21 protein-coding genes are annotated in these 16,305 nt (G+C 71.0%); 13 read left to right on the top strand and 8 right to left on the bottom strand.

The window, feature by feature from the left end; all coding sequences use genetic code 11:
• Window positions 1-12 precede the first annotated feature (12 nt).
• Window positions 13-555 (bottom strand): DUF2017 family protein, encoded by a 543-nt coding sequence (locus tag CXY76_RS12190; protein ID WP_104164802.1) that lies wholly within the window; start codon window positions 553-555, stop codon window positions 13-15.
• 13 nt (window positions 556-568) lie between these two features.
• Entirely contained in the window at window positions 569-853 is a 285-nt protein-coding gene (gene clpS, locus CXY76_RS12185) for an ATP-dependent Clp protease adapter ClpS (RefSeq protein WP_233199766.1), read from the bottom strand.
• Window positions 854-957: 104 nt separating this feature from the next.
• Here clpS and CXY76_RS12180 point away from each other — a divergent pair, with 104 nt between their 5' ends.
• Both CXY76_RS12180 and CXY76_RS12175 read left to right on the top strand, forming a co-directional pair.
• Entirely contained in the window at window positions 958-1,791 is an 834-nt protein-coding gene (locus tag CXY76_RS12180; RefSeq protein WP_104164800.1) for an HNH endonuclease family protein, read from the top strand.
• Between the two features lie 109 nt (window positions 1,792-1,900).
• Window positions 1,901-2,440 (top strand): hypothetical protein, encoded by a 540-nt coding sequence (locus tag CXY76_RS12175; RefSeq protein WP_104164798.1) that lies wholly within the window; start codon window positions 1,901-1,903, stop codon window positions 2,438-2,440.
• A gap of 79 nt (window positions 2,441-2,519) precedes the next feature.
• Here CXY76_RS12175 and CXY76_RS12170 read toward each other — a convergent pair whose 3' ends face one another.
• Window positions 2,520-3,236 carry a YoaK family protein gene (locus CXY76_RS12170; RefSeq protein WP_369826138.1) on the bottom strand — a complete coding sequence of 239 codons (717 nt, stop codon included), beginning with the start codon at window positions 3,234-3,236 and terminating at the stop codon, window positions 2,520-2,522.
• 136 nt (window positions 3,237-3,372) lie between these two features.
• On the opposite strand from CXY76_RS12170, the gene CXY76_RS12165 reads away from it, so the two are divergent.
• From CXY76_RS12165 to CXY76_RS12145, 5 genes are all read left to right on the top strand, one after another.
• A complete protein-coding gene (locus tag CXY76_RS12165; protein WP_233199764.1) occupies window positions 3,373-4,470 on the top strand; it encodes an acetamidase/formamidase family protein in 1,098 nt (365 codons plus the stop codon).
• Window positions 4,463-6,073: an AtzH-like domain-containing protein gene (locus tag CXY76_RS12160; protein ID WP_199190287.1), complete on the top strand. Its 1,611-nt coding sequence runs from the start codon at window positions 4,463-4,465 to the stop codon at window positions 6,071-6,073. The genes CXY76_RS12165 and CXY76_RS12160 overlap by 8 nt, the downstream gene beginning before the upstream one ends.
• A gap of 125 nt (window positions 6,074-6,198) precedes the next feature.
• Window positions 6,199-7,389 carry an alanine--glyoxylate aminotransferase family protein gene (locus CXY76_RS12155; protein WP_104165014.1) on the top strand — a complete coding sequence of 397 codons (1,191 nt, stop codon included), beginning with the start codon at window positions 6,199-6,201 and terminating at the stop codon, window positions 7,387-7,389.
• Window positions 7,386-8,702, top strand: coding sequence for an allantoate amidohydrolase (locus CXY76_RS12150; RefSeq protein ID WP_104164796.1), 1,317 nt, complete (start codon window positions 7,386-7,388; stop codon window positions 8,700-8,702). Before CXY76_RS12155 ends, CXY76_RS12150 begins: the two co-directional genes overlap by 4 nt.
• Window positions 8,699-9,544: a MurR/RpiR family transcriptional regulator gene (locus tag CXY76_RS12145; RefSeq protein ID WP_104164794.1), complete on the top strand. Its 846-nt coding sequence runs from the start codon at window positions 8,699-8,701 to the stop codon at window positions 9,542-9,544. The genes CXY76_RS12150 and CXY76_RS12145 overlap by 4 nt, the downstream gene beginning before the upstream one ends.
• A gap of 28 nt (window positions 9,545-9,572) precedes the next feature.
• Here CXY76_RS12145 and CXY76_RS12140 read toward each other — a convergent pair whose 3' ends face one another.
• Window positions 9,573-10,187: an NTP transferase domain-containing protein gene (locus tag CXY76_RS12140; protein ID WP_104164792.1), complete on the bottom strand. Its 615-nt coding sequence runs from the start codon at window positions 10,185-10,187 to the stop codon at window positions 9,573-9,575.
• 54 nt (window positions 10,188-10,241) lie between these two features.
• Between CXY76_RS12140 and uraD the strand changes: the two genes are divergently transcribed.
• Window positions 10,242-10,793: a 2-oxo-4-hydroxy-4-carboxy-5-ureidoimidazoline decarboxylase gene (gene uraD / locus CXY76_RS12135; RefSeq protein ID WP_104164790.1), complete on the top strand. Its 552-nt coding sequence runs from the start codon at window positions 10,242-10,244 to the stop codon at window positions 10,791-10,793.
• A complete protein-coding gene (uraH, locus tag CXY76_RS12130; protein WP_104164788.1) occupies window positions 10,790-11,134 on the top strand; it encodes a hydroxyisourate hydrolase in 345 nt (114 codons plus the stop codon). The genes uraD and uraH overlap by 4 nt, the downstream gene beginning before the upstream one ends.
• Here the strand turns inward: uraH and CXY76_RS12125 are convergent.
• Complete coding sequence (locus CXY76_RS12125; RefSeq protein ID WP_104164787.1) at window positions 11,110-11,637, bottom strand: hypothetical protein; 528 nt, start codon at window positions 11,635-11,637, stop codon at window positions 11,110-11,112. The two genes, uraH and CXY76_RS12125, sit on opposite strands and share 25 nt — an antisense overlap.
• A 144-nt stretch (window positions 11,638-11,781) precedes the next feature.
• On the opposite strand from CXY76_RS12125, the gene CXY76_RS12120 reads away from it, so the two are divergent.
• Both CXY76_RS12120 and CXY76_RS12115 read left to right on the top strand, forming a co-directional pair.
• Entirely contained in the window at window positions 11,782-12,000 is a 219-nt protein-coding gene (locus tag CXY76_RS12120) for a hypothetical protein (RefSeq protein WP_103431620.1), read from the top strand.
• A 61-nt stretch (window positions 12,001-12,061) separates the two neighbouring features.
• Window positions 12,062-12,580: a Clp protease N-terminal domain-containing protein gene (locus CXY76_RS12115; protein WP_104164785.1), complete on the top strand. Its 519-nt coding sequence runs from the start codon at window positions 12,062-12,064 to the stop codon at window positions 12,578-12,580.
• A gap of 13 nt (window positions 12,581-12,593) precedes the next feature.
• Here the strand turns inward: CXY76_RS12115 and CXY76_RS12110 are convergent, their stop codons facing one another.
• Window positions 12,594-13,319, bottom strand: coding sequence for an SOS response-associated peptidase (locus CXY76_RS12110; RefSeq protein ID WP_158253892.1), 726 nt, complete (start codon window positions 13,317-13,319; stop codon window positions 12,594-12,596).
• A 94-nt stretch (window positions 13,320-13,413) separates the two neighbouring features.
• The gene (locus CXY76_RS12105; protein WP_199190286.1) at window positions 13,414-13,869 is read right to left on the bottom strand and encodes a VOC family protein; all 456 of its coding nucleotides are present in this window, start codon (window positions 13,867-13,869) and stop codon (window positions 13,414-13,416) included.
• Window positions 13,870-13,938: 69 nt separating this feature from the next.
• Between CXY76_RS12105 and CXY76_RS12100 the strand changes: the two genes are divergently transcribed.
• A complete protein-coding gene (locus tag CXY76_RS12100; protein ID WP_104164780.1) occupies window positions 13,939-14,418 on the top strand; it encodes a GNAT family N-acetyltransferase in 480 nt (159 codons plus the stop codon).
• 64 nt (window positions 14,419-14,482) lie between these two features.
• The gene (locus tag CXY76_RS12095; RefSeq protein ID WP_104164777.1) at window positions 14,483-14,851 is read left to right on the top strand and encodes a hypothetical protein; all 369 of its coding nucleotides are present in this window, start codon (window positions 14,483-14,485) and stop codon (window positions 14,849-14,851) included.
• A gap of 24 nt (window positions 14,852-14,875) precedes the next feature.
• On the opposite strand, the gene CXY76_RS12090 is transcribed toward CXY76_RS12095, so the two are convergent.
• Window positions 14,876-16,303: an amidohydrolase family protein gene (locus CXY76_RS12090; protein WP_233199762.1), complete on the bottom strand. Its 1,428-nt coding sequence runs from the start codon at window positions 16,301-16,303 to the stop codon at window positions 14,876-14,878.
• Window positions 16,304-16,305 lie beyond the last annotated feature (2 nt).

Raw genomic sequence — 16,305 nt, 5'->3', positions numbered from 1 at the left:
CGCGGCGGTGCTTTACGCGTCGATCGCGTAAACGAGTGACTCCTGCACCATGCCTAGCCAGTTGTAGATGTCGTTGACCACGTGAGACTGCTCGTCGTCGAGCTGTGGAGTGCCGTGCGGGTCGATCTGCAGGCGGTCCGCCAAGACGAGGCGGAGGTCCGTGAGAGTGCGGAGCCACGACTGCACCTGCGGCTCGGTGAGCACGATCGGCACCGGCAGCGGGTCGTGCGCCGGAGCATCCGTGGAGTAGTCCGCTGAGGCATCCGCCCGCTCATCGTCGCCGAGCGCGGCGAGCACCGTGGTGGCGTTGGAGAGCTTGCCCTCGAGCAGTCCGTCGGCCGTGAAGCGCCGGAACTCGTCAGCGGCCTCCGGATCGTTCGGATAGGCGTCGGGCAGCAGCCGCCGGATCGCGGGTTGGGCGAGCATGGCGGCGTCGTCGGCGTCGACGGAGCCGAGCATCTGCAGCAGCTGGGACGTGACGTTGCGCAGCAGATCGACCTCGATGGGTTCGAACATCGCCGAGACCGTGCCGGAGTCTTCACGGCGGAATTCCATCACGCTTCGGCCGTCATTCTTCGGCCCGGTCCAGGGTGGCCCAAAGCCCGTAGCCGTGCATCGCCTCGACGTGCCGTTCCATCGACTCCCGGTCGCCCGTCGCCACGATCGCGCGGCCGTTGTTGTGCACCTGCAACATGAGGCGCTCGGCCTCCGCCGGGGTCACCCCGAAGTAGCTGCGGAACACGTAGGCGACATAGGACATCAGGTTCACCGGGTCGTCCCACACCACGGTCACCCAGGGGCGGTCGAGGGAGACCGACTCTCGGACTCGGGTGGATTTCTCGATCTGGGGCACCGGTTAAGCCTCACACGCCCGGGCCGATCCTGCCACCACCGGCTGGGAAGCGGCGCATGGCAAGATGGGGAGCTCGTGAGACACCAGCACCCTGAGAGACCAGCATGAGCCGCCGCAAGCCCTATCGATACCGTTCCTCCAGCCGGAAGGGCCCCCGCTCACTTCTCCTGTTGGTGGTGGTTGTCGCCATCGTGTGGGGCATCGGATACTTCTCCGCCGGCCAGGGCGATGTCCCGCCGACCGCCCAGCTCCCCGCCTCGCCGAGCGCCGTCCCGGCCGTCCCGGTCCCGGCATCCGGGCTCAGCAGCGCAGAGGCGCTCGCGCTGGTCGCCGCACTGCCGGATGCCGTCTACACCGACAACGGCAGCTACGCCGGAAACCGCGAGGAGCTGTTCGGCGACGCCTGGGCCTTCGACTTCGACCAGAACGGCTGCGATACCCGCAACGACATCCTCACCAGAGACCTCACCGGCACCGAGATCGATGCGGCAACCTGTCGGGTGTACACGGGCATCCTCGCCGACCCGTACACGGGCGAGACCATCGATTTTGTGCGCGGGCAGGACACCTCGGCCGACGTGCAGATCGACCACCTGCTGCCGCTGAAGGCCGTGTACGCCACCGGGGGAGAGGCCTGGCCGGCCGAGAAGCGTGAGGCGCTGGCCAACGATCCGGTCAACCTGCTGGCGGTGAAGGGCACCGAGAACTCGTCCAAGTCCGATTCGCTGCCGAGCGACTGGCTGCCGGGCTTCTACCCCGATGTCTCTGACCGGCACGACCTGGGCCAGCGTGTGGCCTGGGACGACCTGCCCGAGGACACCAGCCTGCAGTGCTGGTACGTCGACAAGCTGGTGCCGGTCTTCGTGGCCTACGACCTCGGGCTCACCCCGGAGGATCGCGCGGCGATGACGGCCGTGCTCGTCACCTGCGACGCCTGACCTGACCCGCAATTCGCTTGCCTCTGGTGCCCCGCCCGGGGCGGGGGCAGACTGCCGGTATGCCAGCGAGGTCGCCCCGGGGCTCAGCGCCCCCCACCACCGGCAACCCATGATTCCGGCCCTGCACCTGATCATGATCGTGGCGGCGGCGTCGAGCCTGTGCTGCGTGCTGGGCAACCGGCGGACCCGGTCGGTCACGGCCGTGGGCGGGACGGTGCTCATGGCCGCGGCCATGGCCGACCTGGCCCTCGGGGTGGTCGGCCTGGCGCCGCTGCTCTGGACGCTGATCCTGGCCGGCTGGGCTCTGGTGGCCGCCGGTGCCGCGCGGTGGCGGCAGGGCCGGGCAGCAGTTGTGCACGTCGACGCCCTGCATCTGCTGCACCAGCTCGGGCTGGTGGTGGTGGCCGGGCAGATCGCCCTGTGCTCCGCCATGGCGGGTGGAGCCGGTTCGTCGACGGGTGCGCGTGCCGGCCTGACGCATCCGCATGCGATGACGGTCTTCGTCGCCGTGGTGTGCGTCGCCGGGGCGCTGTTCGTGCTCGCCGCCGCCGTTATGGTCCTGGCCGGCCAGCGCAGCCGGCCGGAGCGCGGCAACCTGCTGAGCATGTCGGTCATGACGGCCGCGATGGCCCTGATGCCCTTCGGCTGACCGCGGGACTCGGTGCCAAGCGCACGTTGACCTGTTCGGAGCCCAGTCGTTCCGCGGCGGGACGGGCGTGGTGGGGGGACTAGGGCTGGGGCACCGGGGCGTGGTGCGGGCGGCCCGCGGCGTGGCCGATGGCGGTCACGGTGAGGGTGATGACGGCGGTGAGGGCGATGCCCCAGCCGATGTGCACCATGAGCAGCAGGGCGCCGACGCCGGCTCCGGCCAGGATCAGCACGATCGCGGCCAGCCGGCGGAACCAGGGCTGGTTCTTGGCGCCGCCGAAGCGGGAATCCGCCGCGAAGCCCGTGATGGTGGAGGTGACGACGACGGTGGTGACGTCTTTCACGGCGATGTGCCTGGCCACGGCGGCCTGCAGGCCCATCACGGCGGCCAGGAGTCCGGTGACGATCAGGTCGAACGGCGCAGGAGGCGTGCCGTCGACCGCGAACAGGACGATCGCCAGGGCAGCCATGACCAGGCCGACCGCGCCGAACAGCACCGTCGACTCCGTGGTCCAACCCGACTTCACCCTGCGCAGCACCCGGCCGCCGATCGCGGCACCGACCATGAAGGTGAACAGGGCGATCAGCGGGCCCACCACGGGCAGGTCGTCGGCGCCGGCGATGGCCATACCGAGGATGACGACGTTGCCGGTCATGTTGCCGGTGAACACCTTGTCGAGGCCGAGGTAACCCACCGCATCCGCCACACCAGTGGAGAACGTGAGGGCCAGCATCAGGCCGAGGTGCAGGTGGTCGGGCTTGCTGCGCAGACGGTGGATGACGGGGGTGGAGGGCACTGGCGGTCCTATCGGCTTGGAATTGTCACGGTAGTGGCTGGTCGTCCCGGTCGCAAAACTGGCGCTACTCTCGACCAACGGGGAAGCGCCGGCGGCGCAGAGCCGGCTCCCGACCCACAACGGAAAAGGCGCATCCATGCCATTCGACGTCATGCCATTCGACATCCTGCAGCCCGGCACCGGGCCCATCCGCGCCGCGCAGTATCTGCCCGCCACCCCGGCCACCGTGCTCTGGGGCCGGCTGCCCTGTGCCACGGATGCGCCGGCGCTCGTGATCGACGCCGGCACCGAGGTCACCATCGACACGATCAGCCACGAGGGCGTGCTCGAAGACCAGGGCCGCGACCCGGTGGCCTTCTTCGCCGGCCACGGTGTCGACCGGGCCGCGGTGCTCGACGACGCGGTGCTGCTGGCCGCCTCGAACCCGTCCCGGGACCCCGGCGTGGACGGCCCGCACCTGGTCACCGGGCCGATCCATGTGCGGGGCGCCCGGCCGGGCGACCTGCTCAAAATGACCGTGCTCGAGGCCACCCCCCGGGTGCCGTACGGCGTGATCTCCAACCGGCACGGCCGCGGCGCCCTGCCCGGGGAGTACCCGCTCGGCGAGGGCAATGTGAGCGTCTTCGCCGCCCTCGAAGACACCGAGACCGGCCGGGTCGGCACCCTGCCGCTGGTGCCTGGCGGGGCGCGGAGTGTGCACTTCCCGCTCCGGCCGTTCCTGGGCATCATGGGCGTCGCCGTCGCCGGTGAGAGTCGCCCGCACTCGGTTCCGCCCGGCGCGCACGGCGGCAACATCGACATCAACCTGCTCACCGTGGGCTCGGCCCTCTACCTGCCGGTGCAGGTGGACGGCGCGCTGGCCTACGTGGGCGACCCGCACTTCGCCCAGGGCGACGGCGAGGTGGCGCTCACGGCCATGGAAGCGTCGCTGCGGGTGACCATCCGCTTCGACGTGGTTAGCCGGGCCGACGCGATCGCGGCCTTCGGCGAACTGGCCGGCCCTCTCGCCGAGACGACCGAATTCCTGGTGCCGACCGGAATGGACGCCGACCTCGACGAGGCCGTGCGCAAATGTGTGCGCGCCGCCATCGACCTGCTCGCCGCGCGCTACGGCATGGACCGTACCCTCGCGTACGCGTACCTGAGCGCCGCGACCGACTTCAACATCTCGCAGGTGGTCGACCTCGTCGCCGGCGTGCACGCCCGCATCCGGGTGGCGGACTTCGATGCCTGAGCCGCTGATTGTCCCGACCCCCACCACCCTCACCGGCGAACTGCCCGACGGGCTGCTGGCCGCCTTCGCCGGCTACGAAGATGCCCTCGCTCACAACGACCTGACCGCGCTCGACGCCTTCTTCGCGCCCGGCGAGAACACCCTGCGCGGCGACGCCACCGGCCTGCTGGTGGGCCACGACGCGATCAGCGGCTTCCGCGGCGCCCGCACCGGCACCGTCGCCCGGGGCATCCGCGCCCTGCACGTGCGCGTGATCGACCCCGGGCACGCCCTGATTCTGTCGGTGAACGCCCCGGATGCCGGCGGCGCCGGGCTGGTGACCCAGCTCTGGTCACGGAGCGCCGCGGGCGCCTGGCAGGTGGAGGTGGCCCAGGTGGCCGCGCCACCGGCCGCGATCAATCCCACGGTGTGGCGCCTGGTAGGCACCCCGCTGGTGGCCGCCCCCGACGACGCCTCGGACGCCCTGGCCGGCGAGACCATCGCCGTGAAAGACCTCTACGACATTGCCGGCTTCACCGTGGGCGCCGGCAACCCGGTTTATCTGCGCGAAGCCGTTCCCGCCACCGACACCGCCCCGGCTGTCGCGGCGCTGCTCGGCGCCGGCGCGAGCGTGCGCGGCATCGCCCAAACCGACGAGTTCGCGTACAGCATCGCCGGCGACAACGAGCACTACGGCACCCCGCCCAACGTGCGGGTGCCCGGCGCCCTGCCCGGCGGCTCGTCGAGCGGACCGGCCGCTGCCGTGGCGCTGGGGCAGGCGGGCATCGGCCTGGCCACCGACACCGCGGGATCGATCCGGGTGCCCGCCTCGTACCAGGGACTCTGGGGGCTCCGCAGCACGCACGGCGCCGTCGACCGGTCCGGACTGCTGCCGCTGGCGCCCTCGTTCGACACCGTCGGCTGGCTCACCCGCACCGCCGGCGTGCTCCGGGCCGCGGCCGCGGCATCCCTCGACCCCTCGCGTCAGATCAGCGCTGCCCAGGTAGACGCCCCGGCCCGCTTCGCAGTGTCCAGGGCGCTGCTCTTCGCCGCGGACGACGACGTGCAGGACGTGTTCGTGGCCGGCCTCGACAGGCTCACCCGGGCCGGACTGTTGCCCGCACCCGACCTCGTCGACGTGGGCGACCTCGCCGAGGCGCTGCGCATCTTCCGCACCGTGCAGGCCATCGAGGCCTGGCGGGCCAACGGGGAGTGGGTGCGCACGCATCCGGGCGCCCTCGGCACCGCCGTCGCCAGCCGCTTCGAGGCCGCCTCCCGCATCGACCCGACCCACGAGGCCGAGGCGCGCACCGCCCTGGCCGCCGCCCGGGCGCGGTTGGACGCGGTGCTGGACGGACGCATCCTGCTGCTGCCCTCGGCGTCGTCGACCGCCCCGTCCCGGCACGCGAACCCCGCCGAGATCGATGCGACGCGCACGAATACCCTCACCCTGACCTGCCTGGCCGGGATCGGCGGCTATCCGGCGCTCTCGGTGCCTGGGTTCGAGGTTCCACTGTCCAAGACGCAGGGAGCGCCCGTGGGGCTCTGCCTGATGGGCCGGCGCCACACCGACCTCGCCCTGATCGACATCGGGGCGGAGCTTGCCGCCGGAATGCAGGAGTGAACCGCACGAAACACGACTGAAACACCTGTTGCGTAAACTGGGCATCTGAAACAGATGGTTCAGAATTGCCGAAGGGTGAAACACTCATTTCCAGTCTGCCGATCAATCCGCCGTCCCGCCTGCTGATGGGCCCCGGCCCGGTGAACGCCGACCCCCGGGTGCTGCGCGCCATGTCCGCCCAGCTTGTCGGCCAGTACGACCCGTCCATGACGGCGTACATGAACGAGACCATGGAGCTCTACCGCGGCGTCTTCAAGACCACGAACGAGCAGACCCTGCTCATCGACGGCACCTCCCGCGCCGGCATCGAGGCGGCGCTGGTCTCCCTGATCAGCCCCGGCGACCGGGTGCTCGTGCCCATCTTCGGCCGGTTCGGCCACCTGCTGCGCGAGATCGCCGAACGCGCCGGCGCCGAGGTGCACGTGCGGGAGATCGAGTGGGGCACCGTGTTCACCCCCGCCCAGATCGAGCAGGCCATCCGCGAGACCAAGCCGGCACTGCTGGCGATCGTGCACGGCGACACGTCCACCACCGTGGCCCAGCCGCTCGACGAACTCGGCGACATCTGTGCCAGGCACGGCGTGCTGTTCTACACCGACGTGACCGCGTCGCTGGCCGGCAACACCTTCGAGGCGGATGCCTGGGGCCTGGACGCCGTCACCGCCGGCCTGCAGAAATGCCTGGGCGGCCCCTCCGGCTCGGCGCCGGCCACCTTCTCGCCCCGTGCTGTCGAGGTGATCAATGCCCGCAAGAGCATCGAAGCGGGCATCCGCGAGGCCGGCGACGCCGTGAGCGCCCACCCGATCCGCTCCAACTACTTCGACCTGTCGATGATCTTCGACTACTGGGGCCCCAAACGGCTCAACCACCACACCGAGGCCACCACCATGCTCTACGGCGCCCGGGAGTGCGCCCGGTTGCTGGTGGACGAGGGCATGGAGCTGGCCGTGGAACGGCATCGGCTGCACGGCGCCGCCATGCTCGCCGGCGTGCAGGGCCTGGGCCTGGCCGTCTTCGGCGATCTGGACCACCGGATGAACAACGTCGTGGCCGTGCACATCCCCGACGGAGTGACCGGTGACGCAGTGCGCGGAGAGCTGCTGAACGACTTCGGCATCGAAATCGGCACCTCGTTCGGTCCGCTGCGCGGCTTGGTCTGGCGCATCGGCACCATGGGCTACAACGCTCGCAAGGACACCGTGCTCACCACCCTCGCCGCGCTCGAACAGGTGCTGCGCCGCTCCGGCGCGAGCGTGACCGGCGGGGGCGGCGTGGGCGCCGCCTACGAGGTCTACCAGGATGCCGCGGGCTCATGACGCCGCCGGCTGACGACACCATGCGGAACGACGGCGCACGCACCGCCGCTGTCGTGCTGGAACGCTGCGACGAGCTCGCCCGCCACTCCAGCCTGCCCGACGGCCTGATCGAACGGGTCTACCTCTCGCCCGAGCACGCGGCGGTGAACGCCCTCGCCGCCGGCTGGATGCAGGGCGCCGGCATGGACACCTGGCAGGACGCCGCCGGCAACCAGTGCGGCCGCCTCGAAGGCGCCACCCCCGGCCTGCCCGCGCTGCTGCTGGGCTCGCACCTGGACACCGTGCCCTCGGCCGGCCGGTACGACGGCATCCTCGGGGTGCTCACCGCCATCGCCGTGGTCGAGCGCATCACGACCAGCGGCCGCAGCCTGCCGTTCGCCCTGGAGGTCGTGGCCTTCGGCGACGAGGAGGGCACCAGGTTCGGCACCGCGCTGCTCGGCAGCCGCGCGCTGGCCGGCACCTGGCTGGATGCCTGGTGGGAGCTGACCGACGAGGCGGGCATCACCCTGCACGAAGCGTTCGTGGCCTTCGGCCTCGACCCGGCTGCCGTCACGGCCGCCGCCCGCACCTCCAACGACTTCGTCGGCTACCTCGAGACGCACATCGAACAGGGTCCGGTGCTCGAGGAGAACGACCTGCCCCTGGGCATCGTCTCCTCGATCGCCGGGGCGCGGCGCTTCCAGATCACCATCACCGGCAAGGCCGGTCACTCCGGCACCCCGTGGACCCACCGCCGCGATGCCCTCGCCGGGGCCAGCGAGGCCATCGTCGCCATCGAGCGGCTCGCCCGCGACGCCGACCTGATCGCCACGGTCGGGCACCTCGAAGTGTTCCCCGACGCCGTCAACGTGATCGCCGGCCGGGCCGAGTTCAGCCTCGACCTGCGCGGCCGGTTCGATGCGGACCGCGACAGCGTCTGGCAGCAGATCGAGACCCTGCTCGACGAGATCTGCGCCACGCGCGGCCTGCACGTCGCGGTGCACCAGACGCACGCGGCACCGGCGGCGCACTGCAGCGACCGGTTGCGCGGCGTGATCGCCGCGGGCATCCGTGCCGCCGACCTTCGTGCCGCCGACGGCGCCGACGACGCGCCGGCGCCGCTGGAGCTGCTCTCGATGGCCGGACACGACGCGATGGCCGTGGCGCACCTCACCGAGATCGGCATGCTCTTCGTGCGCTGCGCCGGGGGAGTGAGCCACCACCCCGACGAGTCGGTCACCGAGGCCGATGTGGCCCGGGCGCTGGATGCCTTCGAGGCCGCGGTGCTCGCCCTGGCCGATGGCCACCAGGCAGGCTCGCAGGACCCGGCATGACCCTGAACATCGGGCAGCGCATCGACGGCCGGTACGGCGAGCTCTCCCCGCAGGAGCAGCGTGCCGCCGACTTCATCCTCGACCACCTGAGCGACCTCGCCGTCTACAACGCGTCGGAGCTGGCCCGGCTCAGCGGCGTGTCGAAGGCCACGGTGTCCAGGTTGTTCCGCCGGCTCGGCTTCCAGGACTCGGCCGAGGTGCGCGAGCACGCCAGGGCCCTGCGCAGCCTGGGCGCACCGCTCGGCGGCCCCGGCGCATCCGCCGGCACGCCCTCACGGCTGGCCGCGCACGCCGAAGCCGAACAGGACAACCTGCGCCGGCTGCTGGTCACCCTCTCCGACGGGCGGCTGGATGCCGCGGCCCGGCTGGTGCGATCGGCCCAGAACGTCGTGATCGTGGGGCTGCGCAACAGTTACCCGCTGGCGCTGCACCTGCGCCAGCAGCTTGTTCAGGCACGCGACCAGGTGCGCCTGGCACCGCTGCCGGGCCAGTCGCTCGGCGAAGAGCTGGCCGGCCTCGGCCCGCGCGACGTGGTGGTGCTGATGGGCTTCCGCCGGCGGGTCTCCGGCTTCGGGGACATCGTCGCGGCCATCCGGAGCCGCGAGGTGCCGCTGGTGCTGATCGCCGATTCCTCGGCCCGCAAGTACTCCGACCAGGCCACCCACTGGCTCGAATGCCCGGTGGACTCGGTGTCGGCATTCGACAGCTACGCCGCGGCCATGAGCCTGGTCAACCTGCTCGCCACCGGAGCGATGGGCGCGCAGGTGCGCGAGAGCCGCACCCGGATCGCGGCGATCACCAGCGTGTACGAGGACCTCGACGAGCTCGAAGCGCCGTGGTGAGCGCCCCCGGTTCCGCAGTGGGTGTGGACTATTCCGTGCTCGGCTCGTCGACGTCCAGGCCCGAGCCCAGATCGTCGCAGGCCACCGCGGTCACGTCGTGCGCCACCAGGTACGGTCGTGCACCGGTGTCGCCGGCCAGGCTCGCTCGCAGCGGCGCCCAGTGCTCGCGGCCGATGACCACCGGATGTCCGGGCCGGCCGCCGAAGTGCGCCTGCCGAAGGGTGTGCGGGGCCGCTCCGTCGACCAGCCGCCGCACGATGGCGGCATCGAGGTCGGGCACATCCACCGGAACCAGGGCCACGGCGGTGACGGTGGTGTACTCGCGCCCCTGCAGCCCCGCGAGGCCGGCGTCGAGGGACGCCGACAGTCCCTCCGCCCAATTCTCGGCGTGCACCACCCGCAGCCGGTCCGGCCTGTCGAACCCGGCCGCGGCCGCGCGCAGCAGGCTCTCGGCCTGGGCGCCGCCCGCGCCGAGCACCACCAGCACGGGATCGCAACCGCCGGCCTCCAGGGCCAGGCCGGCGTGCACCAGCCAGGGCTCGCCGGATCCGTCCACGACCAACGCCTTCGGCGTGCCGTACCGGTTGCCCGCGCCGGCGGCCAGGACCAGGCCGGCCACCCGGGGAGCATCAGCGGAGTGCATGCCTGTCATCGTACGGGCCGCGGTCCGGGCTGTTACGTCTATCCGGAGGACCCCATGACCACGATTCCCGTCGGCGACGACCTGCGCACCGCACTCCTGGCCTGCCTGGCCGTTCCGCGCTGGGCCGACGAGGTGGCCGCCAGGGCGCCCTTCGCCTCGGTCGCCGACCTCACCGAGGCGGCCAGGGCCGCCGCGACGCCGCTGCCCCGGAGCGAGATCGACCAAGCCATGGCCGAGCATCCGCGCATCGGCGAGAAACCGCGCGGCACCTCGCAGGCCGCGGGCTTCTCCCGCGCCGAACAGGCCGCGGTGGATGCCGACGACGCCGACCTCGCGGCGGCCATCGCCGACGGCAACCGGGTCTACGAGGAGCGCTTCGACAGGGTGTTCCTCATCCGCGCCGCGGGCCGCAGCCGCCGGGAGATCCTCACCGAGCTGCAGCGCCGGCTCACCCTCGACGAGACCACCGAGGCCGCCATCGTCGGCTCGGAGCTGCGCGACATCGCCCTGCTCCGGTTAGGGGTTCTCGCCCGGCAGTGGCAGGATGACTCGGTGCAGGAAACCGAAGCCACCGACTCACCAGCCCCGCGGGACACCCGGGGATGAGCGCGCGCAGCCACATCACCACGCACGTGCTCGACGCCGTGTCCGGCAGCCCCGCGGCCTCCGTGGGCGTGGTCCTGGAGCAGCAGCTCGACGGCGGTTGGCGCGAACTCGCCACGGCGCAGACGGATGCCGACGGCCGGGTCGCCGACCTCGGCCCCGAGGCCGTATCCGCGGGCCGCTACCGCATCACCTTCGAGACCGGCAGCTACTTCTCGGCCCGCGGCCAGAGCACGTTCTACCCCTACGTCACCATCATCTTCGAGCTGGACGACGAGTCAGCGCACTATCACGTGCCGCTGCTGCTCAGCCCGTTCGCCTACTCCACGTATCGGGGCAGCTGAGCCGTCCGGCTGCGACCCTCGAGCTTCTTCATCAGCACGGAGGCCGGCAGAAGCGCGAGGCCAAGCGGAATCACGACGTTTCGCAGCGGACTGACGACGATGTTGAGAGCGTCCAGGGCGATGCTCGGGCGCCCCTGCGCGACGAGCGTGCCCATCCAGCTTTCCAACGAGGCGCCCACCAGGAGGCCGAGCAGGGTGAGGACGATGCCCGTCCAGAACACCCCGGCGGCAGTGACGCGGTCGGCGGGCCGCGCGGCACTTTCCGGGCCGCGCTCGATGAGTCGTGCGACGAAGAATGTCGCGATCAGCATCGCGCCGAGGGGGACGAGCAAGGTCAGGGCGAGGTAGACGGAGTCGAACAGCCAGCTGTCGGCCAGGTCTTGGAGCGAGTCCTGATCCACGAGCCGGAAGGTGATGTCGCGGACGAGTTGGAGGAGGACGCTGGCGGCCACCAGGCCGATACCGATCCAGAGGATGGCGCGGGCGGAGAGATTCGCGGGCATGGTGTCCTATCTGTGAGTGCAACAGCAGGTCAGCGGCAATATCACTGGTTGTGCTGCCCAACCTAGCGGTGTCCGGCAGCACAGGTGCAGGATTTCTCATCAACTTTGGTTGACCGAGCGAGTGATATCAACTAAAGTTGATGCATGTTCGAGACCAGCGAGATTCCCACCCCGGACCACCCGGACGAAGCCTTCGCGGCCGTTGTCGCCTTGCGCCGGCTGTCGGCTCGGCTGGAGCGTTCGGCGGTGGACCATGCCCTCGAGCAGGGCTGGACCTGGAACCAGATCGGCCAGGCGCTCGGCATGACGGCGCAGGCGGCGCACAAGCGGCTCTCGCCGCAGCGTCGCGCGCCCCTGGACTAGTACGGCAACGACGACGCGCACCACCGACAACGCGCACCACCGACAACGAAGGGCTTCTGACATGGGAATTCGACAGGCGATCGCAGACATCCGGATCATGAACGCGCTGTTCACGGCGGCCGAACAGGAGGCCGCGGCACTGGGCGACGAGGTGCCGGGGGCCGAGCATCTGCTGTTGGCGGTGCTGGCGTTGCCCGATGACTCCGCACGACGCGCGTTCGCCACCTTCGATGTGACGGCGGCGGATGTGCGGACCGCCATCACCCAGACGCACACGCTGGCCCTCCGGTCGGTGGGAATCGAGGCAGAGGCCGAGCCAACCCAGCCGTCGCCACCAACAGGGCCGGCGCCCACCCGCACGGGCCCGTACCGGAGTACCGGCAGCCTGCAGGAGGTCTTCCAGCGAGCCGTCGCCCTGTCGAAGGAGGGCGCGGGCCGAGGCCACGAACTCCGCTCGGCCCACGTCGTGTGGGCGGCCGCCGAGGCCGAGCACGGCACCGTGAGCCGGGCCCTGCGCCAGTTGGGGGTCGACGGGAGTGACCTGCAGCGGGCCGCCCGGCAGGCCATCGCCGCCGGTTAGGTGCCGCCGCCGGTTAGGTTTCGAGCGCCGCCACCAGGGTGGCATCCTGCGGGTCGATGGCCCGCACACTGTTGACGCGGCGGTCCACCAGACGGGTGCGCATGGTGGCGGCCACCGAGGTGGACGTTCGATCCAACAGGTCGATCATGGCCGCGCGGTTCTTCGCCGATTCGGTGGGGTTCGCCTCGGTGATCGACTGCGGGTTCAGCCAGGTCGGCCAGGTGTCGGGTTCGAGGAAGGCCGGCATCCGGTCATGCACCTCGCCGGACGCATCCCTGGCCTCCCGGGTGATCACGGCGAAGACGCGGGACCATTCGCCGTCGGCATCCTTGGCTGCCCAGCTGACCCCGGCCGCCGCGAGCAGGCCGTCACCGTGGATGAAGTGCGGCTGCTTGGCGCCCTTCTCGCCGGTCCACTCGTAGTAGCCGAGCATGGGAACGATGCAGCGGGCGTTGGAGAACGCGCCGACCCAGAAGCGTTGGTCGAGTTTTTCCAGCCTGGCGTTGATGATCGGCCCGCGGCGCGGCGCCCCGGCCGGTTGCGGCCAGTCCCAGGTGGCCAGCGTCACCTCCCGGGTGGGGGAGTCGGCGCCCTCCGGCTGCCACTCGCGCACGATGGGGGCCGGGTCGGTCGGCGCGATGCTGTAGCTGGGCCGCCAGTCCCCGGCACGGCCGCCGGCCGCGACGAAGTCCCGGATCAGGTCGTCGACGTCTTCGTTCATTGCAAATCTGCCGCACATGAAGGTGAGATTACTCCCGTGCGGGCGACCGAGCCACGCGGATGCCGTGATCGCGAAACCCCGCCGGACGGTGACGACAGATTCAGCTGCCGGTTCAGTCCTCAGCCGTGACCCGTGACGAAAACCGCACGAGGTAGCCATCCGGGTCCTGCACCAGGAACTGGGCGACGCCGGCCCGGGTCTCGCCGGTGTCGTACCACTTGGTTTCGGCGGCCATGAAGAGCGGCCACTCGGCCGCGGCGAGGTTCTCGAGCAGCGGTGCGATGTCCGGCACCATGATCTGGAAGTTGATGCCGCGGCCCAGCGGGCGCTCCAGGGCGCCGGGGATCCAGTTGCGTCCGACGCCGACCTGCTCGAGCATCAGGTGCGCGGTGCCGGCGTGCAGGTAGGCGAAGCCGTCGTCTGGCCGGTCGTAGAGCACCTCGAAGCCGCAGAGCCCGACCCAGAAGCCCAGGCTGGCAGGGAGATCCTCGATCAGGAGCTCGGGCACGAGATCCGGGAAGAACACCGGCTCCGGCCGCGAGGGTGTGTCGGCGTCCGGTGCTGTCATGGGTCCAGTATGGCGGCGAGCCGACCGGTATCCGCGCCCGTAGGGTGTCCGCTCCGCCACAATCGACTCATGACCGAAGAAACCGGCCCATCGATCAGCGTGCAGAGCGCCGAACCGCACGATCTGGCCGCAGTCGCCGAGCTGCGCTGGCAGTGGGTGCTCGAGAACGAGGGAACACCCGTTCTGAGCCACGACGACTTCCTGGCGCACTTCGCCGAGTGGGCGGCGGAGAACGGCGCGTCGCACCACTGCACCATCGCGCGGCGCGGGGAGACGGTCATCGGCATGGCCTGGCTGGCCACGGTTCCTCGGGTGCCGAGTTCGCGCGCGCCGGTGCGTGCCTCCGGTGACGTGCAGAGCGTGTACGTCGTCCCCGCCGAACGGAACTCCGGCACCGGCGGACGGATCCTCGCGGCCGTCCTGGCGCGCGCCTTCGAGGCGGGCCTCGAGCGGGTCACCGTGCAGTCGACTCCCGGTGCCGTCACCGCGTACGAGCGGGCCGGGTTCGCCGCATCCGCACGGCTGCTCCAGGCCACCTGGACACCCTGACCCGGGCAACTGTTGGCCGCGCCGAACGGTTCCCCTCGGCACCTGTGCTGGCTACGGTGTGCTCATGAGCGCACCGACGAAGTGGGCACCGCCGCCAGCCGTTCCCGCCGACGGCTGGAACAACAATCAGATCGCGATCCAGGCCCGCACCGTTTTCCTGTGGGCACTCGGGGTAGTGGTCGGCTCCTGGGTATTCGCCGTCGGGCTGTCCTCGACGCAGAGTCTGGGAGTGTTCGTGTCCTGGCTGGGGTTTCTGGTGGCGATGGCGCTGGCCATCTGGGCGATCGCCCTGGGCGCCATCGGCGCCGGCCGGGCGGTGAGGCTCGGCGGGTATCGCCGCGGTCCCGCGCTGACGGGCCTACTCGGCGGGATCGGCGTGCTGCTGCTGGCCCCGATCGTGGTGCTGCTCGGTTCGCTGATGCTCCTGGGCTGAGAGGCACGTGCCTCCGGATGCTCCCTAGGGCGCCGTCACCCGGCGACCGCGCACGTAGACGCCCGTGATGGCCGGCTGGCGCAGGGCCATCAGCAGGGCGAAGAGGGTCTGGTCGGTGGCCATCGCCTCGTCGTCGGCGCGGATGCCGTTGGCCAGCACCGCCGCGAGCGGCTCCCACCTGTCGGGCTCGATGAGCAGAAAGTCGGCATCCTTGCCCACGTCGAGGTTGCCGTAGCGCTCCTCCATGTCCAGCGCACGCGCGCCGGCCAGGGTAGCGGTGAAGAGCAGCTCGGCGGGGCTGATCGACAGGCCGGCGTCGCCCGGTTCGGACAGGTGCACCTTGAAGCAGTCGTTGAGCACCCGGCTCATCAGCCACTCGTCGCCGGCGCCGATGTCGGAACCCAGCGCCACGTTCACGCCGAAGCCGGTGGTGCGGGTCCACGGCATGGTGCCGGAGCCGAGGAACTGCTGCGAGGTGGGGCAGTGCGCGATCGACGAACCGGTCTCGGCCAGGCGGACCAGCTCGACGTCCTCGCAGTGCACCGCGTGCGCGAGGATGCTGCGCCGGCCGAGCAGGCTCGACCCGCCCACCGCTGAGCCGGGCAGGAACTTGCCGTCGTAGGTGTCCAGGTAGTTCTCGACCTGGTAGATCGACTTCACCACGTCGATCTCGCCGGTCTCGGGGCGGTTGTTCTCGTTGAGGTGGCTGTGGAAATAGACGCCCCGATCGCGCACGCCGTCGTAGAGCTCACCGAGCGCCGCGAGGGTGTGCGGTGTCACCGACAGGCTGAACCTGGGCACCACGGCCACCTGGAGCAGCGCCGTGCGGGGGTCTCCGGTGTCGCGGGCGTGCCAGCGGGAGATCTCGTCGCCGACCAGGTCAAGCGCCATGGCCTCCGAAGTGATCAGGGCGCCGGCCGAGTCGGGGCCGACGGTCTGGATGCCGCGCCCGCTGACCAGCCGCAGCCCGGCCCGCTCCGATTCGGCGAACAGCGCGTCCTGGGCGTGCGGGAATGCCGAGCCGAACACCAGGGCGCTCGTGGTGCCGGCCGCGGTGCGCCGCCGGGTGAAGTCGCGGGCAATGGCGGCGGCGAACTCGTCGTTCTGCAGCCGGGTCTCGGCGGGGAAGACGCAGTTGTCCAGCCACTCGAGCAGCTGGCCGCCGCCGTAGGCATCCGTGGAATAGGTCTGCGGAAAGTGCACGTGGGTGTCGACGAAGCCGGGCAGGATGAAGCCGCCGTGGGTATCGGTGACCGGCAGGGCCGCGAAGTCCGCGGGCAGGTCGGCGGCACGGCCGACCCAGGCGATGGTTCCGTCAACGGCGGTGACCAGCGCGCCCTGCGGCAGCGACACCAGGTGCGCCGGCGCCTCGGCGAGGGTGGGAGAGCCGGCCACGTGGAAGACGTGGCCGAGGTAGACCTGCCCCAACGACCCGGCGGCCAGGTTCGACACGC

This window comes from Cryobacterium sp. N22, from assembly GCF_002929555.1.
GTDB lineage: Bacteria > Actinomycetota > Actinomycetes > Actinomycetales > Microbacteriaceae > Cryobacterium.
The sequence above is the reverse complement of the archived record's forward strand: the minus strand, read 5'-3'. Positions and strand labels throughout refer to the sequence as shown.